The organism is Flavivirga spongiicola (assembly GCF_030540825.1).
Classification (GTDB): domain Bacteria; phylum Bacteroidota; class Bacteroidia; order Flavobacteriales; family Flavobacteriaceae; genus Flavivirga; species Flavivirga spongiicola.
Window position 1 is genome coordinate 3303038 of the sequence record NZ_JAUOEO010000001.1, and the last position, 11712, is coordinate 3314749.

The window sequence follows — 11712 nt, forward strand, 5'->3', positions numbered from 1 at the left end:
AATGTGAGTTTTAGGCTAAACTAGGTTTTTTTCCTAATATTTTTAGTTGGTTGTAATGCTCATAAATAGCTTTCCAAATAGTGTCATACTCGTTATATGGTAAGCTAAACTCTTTCGCAGTTTCTTTAACGATCTTTGCTATTCTGTTGTAATGAATATGACTAATTTGTGCAAATAAGTGATGTTCAACTTGACGATTTAATCCACCGGTATAGAATTCTACTATCCAACTTTTAGGTGAAAAGTTTGACGTTGTAAATAATTGATGAATAGCCCAGGTGTTTTTCATATTGCCATTTTCATCAGGTAAAGGCATTTCTGTATTAGGCATCACGTGTGCCAATTGAAAAATAACACTTAGAATGATTCCAGCTGTATAGTGCATGATAAAAAATCCTATTAAAACTTGCCACCAGGCAAAGCCTAAAACTAATGGTAAAACAACCCAAATAGTATAATATAAGACTTTACCAATAATCAATTTAGTCCATTGCGTTGCAGGGTTAGGGAATTTACCATAAGATAGTTTCCTTTTTAAGTATACAAATGTTTGCTTAAAATCTGTTGTGATCGCCCAGTTTACGGTCAATAAACCATATAAAAAGAAGGCATAATATTTTTGGTATTTATGAATTTTAAGCCATTTAGTATGCTTTGAAAAACGTATAATTCTACCTGCATCAATATCTTCATCATGCCCTTGTATGTTCGTGTAAGTATGATGTAAAACGTTATGCTGCACTTTCCAGTTATAGTCATTACCAGCTAAAATATAAATGCTGCTTCCCATTAATTTATTAACCCATTTCTTGCTTGAAAAAGAGCCGTGATTTGCATCGTGCATGACATTCATACCGACACCTGCCATACCTACGCCTACGATCATCATAAAAATAACTTGTACCCATGCTGGTAGATCAACTGTGAAAATCAATACAACAGGTACGATAAGTAGCGAAAACATAACGATCGCTTTAGTGTATAATTTCCAGTTTCCAGTGCGTTTTATATTGTTGTCCTTAAAGTAGTCATTAACACGCTTGTTTAGCGTTTTGAAAAACTTAGCCGGATCAGTTCTTGAAAAGGTTAGTGCTTGTTTATTCATGCTATTAATTTAAAATATAAGAAGGAATAAATTCCAATTGTTATATACCGAGCAAAGATAAGTATAAACCAACTTAAGTAATAACGTTTTTTTGTAAAAATATGCATAGAAAAAGTATATTTTTGTTGAAAATTTAACACTTATGGAGCTTATTTTAAAATATTTCACAGAGCTAACTGAAGACCAGATTTCACAGTTTAAAAAGTTGGAAACGCTTTATCAAGACTGGAATTTGAAAATAAATGTGGTGTCTCGTAAAGATATTGATGAGCTTTATTTGCGTCATGTATTGCATTCTTTGGCTATAGCAAAGGTTTTAAAGTTTAAAGCGGGAAGTAAAATTCTTGATGTTGGAACTGGTGGCGGATTTCCAGGGGTTCCTTTGGCTATCCTGTTTCCGGAATGTTCTTTTCATTTGGTCGATAGTATTGCCAAAAAATTAAAAGTTGTAGATGAGGTTGTTGTAGGTTTGGGATTAACTAATATAAAAACGACACATAGTCGTGTTGAAGAAATTAAAGGGACATACGATTTTATTGTAAGTCGTGCGGTGGCCGCCATGCCAACTTTTGTACATTGGATAAAAGGTAAGATTGCCAAAGAACAAAAGCATGATCTTAAAAATGGTATTTTATACTTAAAGGGAGGGGATTTGAGTGAAGAACTTCAGGATTATAGAACAGCAACGATATATAACTTAAGCGATTTTTATACGGAAGATTTTTTTGAAACTAAGAAAGTGGTGCACTTGCCACTAAAGTTTAGAGGGTAACAATAAAGTATTACAATTTTAATAAAAGATTCATGTTATTATTAAAATAGTAGTACTGATTTTGAAACCAGTAGGTGTTAGTAAATAAATCGAGCGTTTCAATATTTTTTTCCGGAGATACTATCGACTTTGCTTTTTGTAAATTCAATTTGGCATTGGAGATGTCACCCATTTTGTAATAGGTTAATGCCAGGCCAAGAAGCGCATCAAAATCTGTAGCATCGAACTTCAATGCTGTAGAAAAATCAGAAATGGCGTTATTATATTTGCCTAATAACAAATAAGATGTACCTCTATAAAAGTATGCAAAAGTATTATTTCTATTAATTCTTAATGCGGTCGATAAATCGGTGCTAGCTTTTTGATAGGAATTAAGATCCATATAAAACACGCCTCTATTGTAAAAGTTATGAGCACTCGGTTCTGCTAAAATGGCCAGAGAATAATCTTTTAACGCTTTTTTGTATTCTTCTAAGGCTTTATATGCGGAAGCTCTTAATATATATGTTTTTGATTGTCTAGGCACAGCTTTAATAATCTTACTAAAATCTTTTACAGCATCTTTATACTCTCCTAAATCGTATCTTACACAGCCAAGACTATACAATGCATCAATAAAGGTGGAATCTATCTCATAAGCTTTACCATAATCACTCTTAGCACCAACAAAATCTTTTAAGCTATATCTGGAATTACCTCTATTATAGTAGGTGTCGGCATCGGGATTCAATACAATTATCTTAGAATAATCAACGATGGCGCCATGGTAATCTCCTAAATCGTTTTTTGCTATACCTCGATAAAAATAAGCATCAAGATTTTTAGAATCTAATTCTAAAGCTTTAGTGAAAAGATTTATCTTTTCATTTAAATCGGTTTCTCTTATAGCTTTCCTAAAAAACTTATTGGCTTGTGAAAAAGTTAATATAGGCAATAATACTAATGTTATTAGGATGACTTTTTTCATGCTATGAGCAAGTGTTTTAGGGTGCTATTGTAAACAATAAAGTTAGTAATATTTTATATATAACGTTAGTTTTTATTTTTTAAGTATTAATGATTGATAAGTATCATGGTAAGTAACCAAAAATGAATCCTTTTTTATTGATTTTTAGCCAATAATAAATTCGATTTCTTTTTTTGTAAATAGCTTTTTTCAAACTTGTTATTGACAGCCTTTATAGCATAGTCAATATGTTTAATAGCTTCAGGGAGATTGTTTGTGGCATAATAGTAATCAGACAAAGTTCCATAATACAAGTATGCTCTTTGTACAAAATCTTCGGGTTTAATTTGATTAAGATACTTTTTAGCCATTTTGTTGTCTTTATTTTGTAAACAAACAACAGCCATCGTTAATAAATGTGTTGGCATGGGTTGAATGGTGTAAAGGCATTCATACCAATGAAGTATCTTATCCCAATTAGTGTCTTCAAAACGAGCCGCACGTAAATGCTCAGCAGCTATAGCTGCTTCATAATGATAACAGGAAAATGATGAAGCGTCCACGGCTTTATTCATCATAGTGTGTCCTAATGTTATCAAAGGAAAATGCCATTGACTTCTATCTTGGTTTTTTAGGTCTAGAAGTTCATTTTTAGCATTGGTTTTGGTTTCAATACGTGCCGAATGAAAGCACATTAATGCAAATAAAGCGTAAACTTCAGGTGTGCGTGTGTGTTTGTTTTTTAGAAGCATTTTGCATAAACGCATGGCTTCTCCGCACAGTTCTTTGCGTACAAGTGTTTCTTCTTTATTGGAATGAAATCCCTCATTAAAAATAAGGTATAGCACTTCCATGACGCTTTCTAATCGTTGAGGTAATAGTTTTCCTCGTGGGATTTGGAATTTTAATTGGGATTGTTGTATGGCTTTACGAGCGCGAGTTAACCTTTTCTTTATGCTGTCTTCTTTAGTTAACAGGGCAGAAGCGATTTCTTTAATACTGAACCCGGAAACTGTTTTCAATGCAAATGAAATGCGATCTCTGGGATCTAATTTTGGATGACAAGCTGTAAAGATCATGCGAAGTTGTGCATCTTCAATTTCGGTGTCCAGGAAGAGTTCGTTTATAGCAATTGTGTTCGTTCCTTGATTGATGTTTGGAAGATGTTTTTGCTCTGTTTTTAGCTTCCTGAAAATATCTAAAACCCTGTTCTTAGCAGCTTGGGTTAGCCATGCTTCAGGAATGTCAGGTTGCTTGGTACGCCAGGAAATACTTGCTTTTATAAAAGTATCCTGAATCGCATCTTCAATAATTTCAAGATGAGAAAGTCCAAAGATTCGAGTTAAAACAGAGACCATTTTTCCGCTATGATAGCGGAATAAATGGTCTATAAGTTTTTTTTCCATTAACGATCAAATACCATGATTTCACGAATTTCTACAGTACCTCCAAGGTCATAATCAGGATAATCTTCAGCAATTTTTTGAACCGCATCAAAATCGGTGCTTTCAACAATGTAATAACCACCAACAATTTCTTTAACTTCTGCCGAAGTAAGATCTGTTACAGTTCTGTTTGCACCAACAACACGACGAATAGTAGGCGTTAAAGCATTTCCGCCACGAAGGACACCGGCTTTTTCCATTTTGTCATTCCATCCAAACCATTTACCCATTCTGTTTTGAAGTTCTTCCGGAGATAAACCAAGATCGGTGTAATCGGCTCCAATGAAAATCATCATAAATTCTTTCATAATTATATATTTTTAATTGTTATATACTTAAGACGTTTGCTATGTTAAGAAAGGGGACATTATTTTCAAATTTAATGAATAAATTCCTGCGAAGACAGGGATCTCTTTTTTTTAAACTTGGCGTGATATTATTATATGCAGTGGTGAAAATGAAATGTTCGTTTAACGTGTTCGTGTATGGTTAGTTGTTTTGTCTAGAACTAAGTTAGTAAAAAAAACGAACCAGAGGAAAATCCGTAGGATTTTCCGAGTACACACAGAACTAGCAATTTACTATACACGCTGTTGGCTGTAGTTTTTTGTTTCCTCTAATTGAGTTTAATTAATGCCAATTATAGTTACAAAACCTACACTGTTTCGCTCTTGGAGTTCTAGTCAGTTTATCACATTTGGGACAATAATTAAATACAATATTTTCACCATTATCAGCTAATATTCTTTCGGCTGTGTTTTTTCTAAAAGCATCTGCACCATCTTTCAAAAGTTCCAAAGCATTAGGGTTATCTGTTAACCAATTTTGTCTCAAAAACATTTCTCTGCGAGAATCTGAAAATTCAGATATGTCATTTTTACCACGTTTGACTATGGTTGAATAATGCCTCCAAGCTAATTTTTCTTCCCTTGACATCAAATTAGATGAATATTGCAATATGTAATCGATTTTTTCTATATCCATTATTAATTATACAAGTTGTTGACTTTAGTTTAATAATCTGTATTGACATTATTTTAGTCCAAACGAAATTTCTTCTAGAGTTTTTATCTTTATGATTGAACTCATATCAAAGTGATTAAAAGAAATACCATTTTCTCCTGATTTTAAGACAAGGTCATAACTAATAGGTAAAGTAACATCGTTATTCACTAAATCTTTGTCATTAGGATTATAAGGCAAGAAAATTTGAAACCTATAAAATCCCCAAACAAAAATAAAACTAAATTCTGGAGAATTAACTTTTGCTTTTTTCTTCAATAAAATTGCCATTGGTTTGATTAATGGCTTTCCTTTTTTGTTGAGGACTAATGTTAAAGGTAAATCTGTTTCAATAATTAAATCTTTTTTTTGAATCCAATTTATTAAAGTTTCGAATTTACTTAATTCGTTTGGATGTAACATTGAAACTCCCATTTTTGCTAAAGCTTTGTAGACGTATAAAGGAATAAAAGGAGTAGGAGCAGATTTTTGTTTGAATCCATTGGGTTCAATTTTTATAAAATCCTTTTTATCAAAAATACTCGCGATTAATGTTTTTTCATCTTTAAACTCACTTCTAAATGAAAATTCATAATCTTTATATTTAGGAAATCCATTTTTACCTTTAATTGGCAGAAATGAATTTTTGAAACTCCCGAAGTTTTTTAAATTTCGCTCATATTCGCTAAACAAGTTATTACAAGAATCACATTCATTTAGACATAAAAGGTTAATTTTTCCAGCAAATTCTGGAACTAAATGAGCTTTACTTTTGAATTTTTGTTCAGAGTTTTCTCCGCAGTACCTACATTTATTAATTTCATCTATAGGAGTTTTATAATCTAACATAGAATTATGAACTTCATAAGTATCATAAAACTTTGGAATACTATAAATTACTTTGGTCATAGAGATGTTGAATGGATATTATTGCAGTCTAAATTACTGCCAACGACATGATATGAAATCGTTTTAATGTTTTATATCTAATGTTAAACGAAGTTCGTTAATTTTTCTGACAAAGTCAAGAGTGTCAATTACAAAAGCTTTTAACATAAAAAAAGGGAGGCAATTCAATAAAATCGAATAGTTTTTATTTTATGACAGGTACTTTTATTGAAGATTTAATCCAACATTCAATTTTAATAGTTTCGCCAGAGTTTCCTTCTATAAAAATTTCCTGTTTTGTTGGTGCTTTGGCCTTATAACTTGCCGCAGATTGTGCCGCATCTTTTTTTAGAGTAGGATCGACTCTTGAAGCTTTTTGAGCCTCCTTTGCGGCTAACCAATAAACAGCTCTTTTGTTAAAATTAGAGTTTCCGCAGTTTTTAGCACTAGCATTGTACATTGATGCAATAGATAAGTGTGGTGCCCCATTAGATGGATTGAGTTTTAAGGCCCGATTAAAGTAAATTCTTGCTTGACTGAACTTTCCTTTATTTTTTAAAATCAATCCAATTTTGTAAGCTAATTTCCCTTTTTTATAGGTGTCAGATTCTAAATTGAATGCCTGTTTTAAATAACTTTCAGCTTCAGCTTCTTTACCGTTTTTAAGTAAAACCGTCGCAACAAAATATTTTGTATCTGCAGAAGGAGCGGTATCATCATAAGCTTTAACCATATTTTCGTATAGTAGAACATTTGTACACCCTTTATGATACATTTTATTTACGGCTCTTTTTAACCAAACAGCATCAGATTTATGAGATTCAAAACCTTTTTCATATAAAGGAATTAAGTTTTCGCAATTTGACCTTATATTAGATTTACCAGCCATACTAATTGAGATTTGATTATAAGATTTTAAAGACTTTTCATAATACTTTTTGTATTGCTTCTCCTTTTTTGTTAAAACTAGCCCGTCATCTTTTTTTATTATGAGTGCATTGAGTTTTTCTGAATAGTTTTTTATTTCAACTTCAATTTTTTCAGAGATATCATCATATTTATTAAACAAATCTTGAGCAGATTTTTCACCATTATCATATAAATCAACTATTAAAGAAAAGTACGTGTATAGACTTTTTGGGTTTGTAAAAGTAGCTTTGTCGGCTTTAAACGTTTCATTAAAACAATCATATAATTCTGAATCTGTATTCCTCAATATTTTTTTATTATCATATTTTAATTGACAAGCCATTGCGGTATATTTTCCTTTTTTGGTTTTGCTTGGAAAATACTTAGCTCTTTGTTCCCATAATTTCAAAAGATCGTTTATGAAACCCGTTTTATCTATTCCTTGAGTTTGTTTGATTTTTGCTTCTAAAATATCTTCTCCATACTTATAAATAGCAATATTTAACTCTGGACAATTATTACGAACATACATCCATGGTTCGTAAGCAGCGTCGTAATTTTCTACTTTCGCATATTCATGAAATAAAGAAAGTTTGTCCTTGCATTCTTCATTATTTTGAGCGAAAGTTGAATTAAAACCAATAAATAATAGAGTAAATAATAAAGTCAATTTAGTTATCATAAGTAATAGTATTAATTTCTAATTATTGCTGTATTTTCTTTTTCAAAACTATTTTAGTAGGTGGATTTTAATGGAGTTAGTAATATTTATACTAACAAGTTCTAACCTAAATTTTCAATGGAGCCTGCTTTACGTTAAAGGAAATTACTCACAAGAAATATGCCAAATCTGCAATTTGTTGGCTAATGATTTTAGTGCTATTATGGGGGGAGATATAGCTTGTGATTTGTGAGTATACGAAATCGTCCAAATGTTAGTACTTAAAACTGAACGATTATAGTTGAAGTTTTTTATGAAATTGAGCCTTTAGCTCATTGAAAAACAAAAAGAGGCTGTCTAAAATTAAGACAGCCTCTATATATAAGTTTCTCGATTATGAGATTCCTGTTTTCACAGGAATTCTTCTACTCACCCAAAAATGGATAACGATAATCTGTAGGCGTTACAAAGGTCTCTTTTATCATTCTAGGAGATACCCAACGTAATAAGTTTTGTGCACTTCCTGCTTTATCGTTAGTTCCGGAAGCTCTGGCACCACCAAAAGGTTGTTGTCCAACAACAGCACCTGTTGGCTTATCGTTAATATAGAAGTTTCCGGCAGCATTTTGTAAAGCTTCGGTTGCTTGAGTTACTGCATATCTGTCTTTAGATAATATAGCACCAGTTAAAGCATATTCACTAGTTTCATCTACTAATTTTAAAGTCTCCGCGTAAGCGTCATCTTCATACACATAGATAGTAATTACAGGGCCAAATAACTCAGTACACATCGTTGTGTATTTTGGATCTTTGGTAACAATAACAGTAGGCTCTATAAAATAACCTTTGCTTTTATCATAATTTCCACCAACGATAATTTCAGCGTCACTATCAGCTTTAGCCTGATCAATGTATTTTGCTAACTTATCAAAAGAACCTTCATGAATCACGGCTGTAATAAAGTTGCTCATGTCTTCAGGAGAGCCCATTTTAAAGGATTTCACATCTTCTATAACCTTGCTTTTTACATCACTCCATAAACTTTTTGGAACATAAGCTCTTGAAGCTGCACTACATTTTTGTCCTTGAAATTCAAAAGCACCACGTACAATAGCAGTAGCTACTTGTTTGGCATTTGCAGATTTATGAGCAACGATAAAATCTTTACCACCAGTTTCTCCGACAATTCTTGGGTATGTTTTATAGTTGTGTATATTATTTCCTATTTGTTTCCAAAGTTCTTTAAAAATAAAGGTAGAACCTGTAAAGTGCAGACCAGAAAAATCTGGACTAGCCATAACCGTATTGGTTATCATTACTGGATCACCAAAAACAACATTGATAACCCCTGGAGGTACACCAGCTTCTTCAAAAACATCCATAATTACCTTGGCAGAATATACTTGGCTATCACTAGGTTTCCAAACAACAACGTTACCCATTAAAGCCATACAAGCAGGTAAGTTTCCAGCAATGGCAGTAAAGTTAAAAGGAGTTACTGCATAAGTAAATCCTTCAAGGGGTCTGTACTCAATTCTATTCCAGGCATCACTTGTGCTTTCTGGTTGCTCCATATAAATATCAGTCATAAACTGCACATTAAAGCGTAAGAAATCTATAAATTCACAGGCAGCATCAATTTCTGCTTGATGAATCGTTTTAGATTGTGCAATCATGGTTGCGGCATTTATTTTCGCTCTATAAGGGCCAGCAATTAATTCGGCAGCTTTTAAGAAAATACCAGCACGTTGTTCCCATGGCATTTGAGACCAATTTTTTCTTGCCTCTAATGCTGTAGAAATGGCTTCATCAACATGTGATTTTTCAGCTAAATGATACGTACCAACAATATGTTTGTGATCGTGCGGAGGAGACATGGTTCTGGTATTGCCAGTTTCTATGTCTTTTCCATTTATATATAATGGAACGTCAATTTTACTATTGAACATTTCTTTATACGCTTTTAATACTGCTTCTCGCTCTGGAGAACCAGGAACATAACTTTTAACAGGTTCATTAACAGCTACAGGTACATTAAAAAAGCCTTTCCCCATGATTTTCTTGTTTTTTATTATTGAATTTTCATTAAATGAGGTGCAAATTTACGAATTATTTAATGATTGCAAATGCTAACAATGTTTAAAAACAAGTTAAATTTTATTTATTTTTTGTAAGTTGCCAGAGCGTATTTAGACTACAAATTTATGTGTACAGTAACAATTATTCCAAAGGCTAATAATGGATTTGTTTTAACTTCCAATAGGGACGAAGCACCAAATAGAGTATCCATCGCCCCGGACTTTTATATAACCAATGGTGTTAAAATGGTATTTCCCAAGGATGAAGTGGCTGGTGGCACATGGATTGGTTTGAGTGAAAAAAACAGAGTCGTTTGCGTATTAAACGGTGGGTTTAAATGGCATGAACGCAAATTAAGTTACAGGAAGAGTAGAGGTGTGGTTGCTAAAGATTTAATGATTGCTGACGATATTGAAGATACGATTGAAACTTATAACCTTCAAGATATAGAACCCTTTACTATTATTATAATAGATTGGAACGTTTCTTTGAAATTTTATGAATTGGTATGGGATGGCGAAAACAAGCATTTTAAACCATTGCCTCCTGAGCCAAAAATTTGGTCTTCTTCAACCTTGTATTCTGAAGATATGAAGCAAGAAAGACTAGGTTGGTTTGAGTCTTTTAAAAACAACCATGCATTAGATGAGACTTCTATATTAAAATTTCATAAAACCGCAGGGAGCGATAATAAAGATTTTGGAGTCGTCATGGATCGAGGTGTTGTTAAAACGACTAGTATCACACAAATAGTAAAAGAAGTTGATTCGGTTAAGATGGTCTATGAAAACCTTCAAAATAAAACAATTACAACTAAAATATGGAGTCTTCCGGAAGTTGTAAATGGATAATACAGGTATTATTATAACATTGGCGTATCCAGATACTATTGTTATGGTTTCTGAAGAATGGTTTTCTCCTTATTTAAGATTTTTAGGTGTTGGAAAAAAGAATTATTTGCGAGCAGGACATGCTGCTTTAGTACTGATTGATAAAAAAACAGGTGTTTTAGAGTATCATGATTTTGGACGTTATATTACACCGGAACCTAATGGAAGGGTGCGGGGAAGAGATACTGATAATGAATTAGACTTCCCAATAAAAGCAGAGATTGAAAACAATACTATTAAAAACTTAAATGACATTTTAGAGTTTTTAGGAACGCATCCTAAATTAACACATGGAGAGGGAAAACTTGTAGCCTCTATTTGTAATGCTGTTGATTATAAAAAAGCGAGATCACATATTACCAAAATGCAAAAACGTGAGTTTATCTATTATGCCGCTTTTAAAAAAAATGCATGCAATTGTGCCCGTTTTGTAACAGATAGTCTCATAGCTTCGGTTACCGATTTGAATATTAAAAAGAAGTTAGAAAATTCTAAGTGGTTTACACCTAGTACTGTTGGCAATGTGCTTTTAGCAGATACTGAAAATCATGCTTTTGAAGTTTCTGAAACCGGTGTTATTTCAGAATTTAAAGGCTCACAAAAAAGCGAAAATGTACGTTGTTTTTTAGATAAATTGAAAAAACATCAGCCCAATTTTATTGGAACATTAGAATCGAAACCTGTTGATGGTTTGCATGAGAGTGCACAATGGTTATCTGGTATTGCTGCTGGTGCTTGGTTTGAGTTGCATAAAATTGGACATGATGTTGAGTACCATTTTAAACGTATTTCGCCATATGGAAATATTGATGTACAAGATACTTTTGTTGTTGAAGATGATACTTTTGATTATGATTTAGAGTTTGAATTTATCCATTATTCAAATTGTAAATTCTTTCATGTGAAGCAAAATGGCAAAGTTTTTAGGTTTTATAGGTTGAGGGAATGAGACTAGGGATTGTTAATATATTTCCTGTTTTTAAAAACTACATGCCATGAAAGCTCAGTAAGGATT

Annotated in this window: 11 protein-coding genes; 3 read left to right on the plus strand and 8 right to left on the minus strand. The window is 32.5% G+C overall.

The annotated features are described in order from the left end of the window. Window positions 1-10: 10 nt before the first annotated feature. Window positions 11-1105 (minus strand): fatty acid desaturase family protein, encoded by a 1095-nt coding sequence (locus tag Q4Q47_RS13245; protein WP_303307128.1) that lies wholly within the window; start codon window positions 1103-1105, stop codon window positions 11-13. A gap of 142 nt (window positions 1106-1247) precedes the next feature. Here Q4Q47_RS13245 and rsmG point away from each other — a divergent pair, with 142 nt between their 5' ends. Then, the gene (gene rsmG / locus Q4Q47_RS13250; RefSeq protein ID WP_303307129.1) at window positions 1248-1877 is read left to right on the plus strand and encodes a 16S rRNA (guanine(527)-N(7))-methyltransferase RsmG; all 630 of its coding nucleotides are present in this window, start codon (window positions 1248-1250) and stop codon (window positions 1875-1877) included. Between the two features lie 10 nt (window positions 1878-1887). Here the strand turns inward: rsmG and Q4Q47_RS13255 are convergent, their stop codons facing one another. The 7 genes from Q4Q47_RS13255 to pruA all read right to left on the minus strand — a co-directional run bounded on the left by Q4Q47_RS13255 (window position 1888) and on the right by pruA (window position 9782). Next, on the minus strand, window positions 1888-2844 hold the full coding sequence (locus Q4Q47_RS13255; RefSeq protein WP_303307130.1) for a tetratricopeptide repeat protein: 957 nt from the start codon (window positions 2842-2844) through the stop codon (window positions 1888-1890). 134 nt (window positions 2845-2978) lie between these two features. Continuing rightward, complete coding sequence (locus Q4Q47_RS13260; protein WP_303307131.1) at window positions 2979-4229, minus strand: RNA polymerase sigma factor; 1251 nt, start codon at window positions 4227-4229, stop codon at window positions 2979-2981. Next, window positions 4229-4576: a YciI family protein gene (locus Q4Q47_RS13265; protein WP_303307132.1), complete on the minus strand. Its 348-nt coding sequence runs from the start codon at window positions 4574-4576 to the stop codon at window positions 4229-4231. The genes Q4Q47_RS13260 and Q4Q47_RS13265 overlap by 1 nt, the downstream gene beginning before the upstream one ends. 322 nt (window positions 4577-4898) lie before the next feature. Next, entirely contained in the window at window positions 4899-5252 is a 354-nt protein-coding gene (locus Q4Q47_RS13270; protein ID WP_303307133.1) for a hypothetical protein, read from the minus strand. 48 nt (window positions 5253-5300) lie between these two features. Continuing rightward, complete coding sequence (locus Q4Q47_RS13275) at window positions 5301-6119, minus strand: hypothetical protein (protein ID WP_303307134.1); 819 nt, start codon at window positions 6117-6119, stop codon at window positions 5301-5303. Between the two features lie 244 nt (window positions 6120-6363). Further along, window positions 6364-7749 (minus strand): tetratricopeptide repeat protein, encoded by a 1386-nt coding sequence (locus Q4Q47_RS13280; RefSeq protein WP_303307135.1) that lies wholly within the window; start codon window positions 7747-7749, stop codon window positions 6364-6366. A 404-nt stretch (window positions 7750-8153) separates the two neighbouring features. Further along, window positions 8154-9782 (minus strand): L-glutamate gamma-semialdehyde dehydrogenase, encoded by a 1629-nt coding sequence (gene pruA / locus Q4Q47_RS13285; RefSeq protein ID WP_303307136.1) that lies wholly within the window; start codon window positions 9780-9782, stop codon window positions 8154-8156. Window positions 9783-9932: 150 nt separating this feature from the next. On the opposite strand from pruA, the gene Q4Q47_RS13290 reads away from it, so the two are divergent. Beyond that, window positions 9933-10658 (plus strand): NRDE family protein, encoded by a 726-nt coding sequence (locus Q4Q47_RS13290; protein WP_303307137.1) that lies wholly within the window; start codon window positions 9933-9935, stop codon window positions 10656-10658. Next, on the plus strand, window positions 10651-11646 hold the full coding sequence (locus Q4Q47_RS13295; RefSeq protein WP_303307138.1) for a DUF6695 family protein: 996 nt from the start codon (window positions 10651-10653) through the stop codon (window positions 11644-11646). The genes Q4Q47_RS13290 and Q4Q47_RS13295 overlap by 8 nt, the downstream gene beginning before the upstream one ends. The last annotated feature ends 66 nt before the right edge of the window (window positions 11647-11712 follow it).

Excerpts from the sequence above, each read along its gene's own strand:
- Q4Q47_RS13245 (WP_303307128.1), bottom strand. The coding sequence starts at position 1,105 with ATGAATAAACAAGCACTAACCTTTTCAAGAACTGATCCGGCTAAGTTT.
- pruA (WP_303307136.1), bottom strand. The coding sequence starts at position 9,782 with ATGGGGAAAGGCTTTTTTAATGTACCTGTAGCTGTTAATGAACCTGTT.
- Q4Q47_RS13270 (WP_303307133.1), bottom strand. The coding sequence starts at position 5,252 with ATGGATATAGAAAAAATCGATTACATATTGCAATATTCATCTAATTTG.
- Q4Q47_RS13290 (WP_303307137.1), top strand. The coding sequence starts at position 9,933 with ATGTGTACAGTAACAATTATTCCAAAGGCTAATAATGGATTTGTTTTA.
- Q4Q47_RS13255 (WP_303307130.1), bottom strand. The coding sequence starts at position 2,844 with ATGAAAAAAGTCATCCTAATAACATTAGTATTATTGCCTATATTAACT.
- Q4Q47_RS13260 (WP_303307131.1), bottom strand. The coding sequence starts at position 4,229 with ATGGAAAAAAAACTTATAGACCATTTATTCCGCTATCATAGCGGAAAA.
- rsmG (WP_303307129.1), top strand. The coding sequence starts at position 1,248 with ATGGAGCTTATTTTAAAATATTTCACAGAGCTAACTGAAGACCAGATT.
- Q4Q47_RS13280 (WP_303307135.1), bottom strand. The coding sequence starts at position 7,749 with ATGATAACTAAATTGACTTTATTATTTACTCTATTATTTATTGGTTTT.
- Q4Q47_RS13265 (WP_303307132.1), bottom strand. The coding sequence starts at position 4,576 with ATGAAAGAATTTATGATGATTTTCATTGGAGCCGATTACACCGATCTT.
- Q4Q47_RS13295 (WP_303307138.1), top strand. The coding sequence starts at position 10,651 with ATGGATAATACAGGTATTATTATAACATTGGCGTATCCAGATACTATT.
- Q4Q47_RS13275 (WP_303307134.1), bottom strand. The coding sequence starts at position 6,119 with ATGTTAGATTATAAAACTCCTATAGATGAAATTAATAAATGTAGGTAC.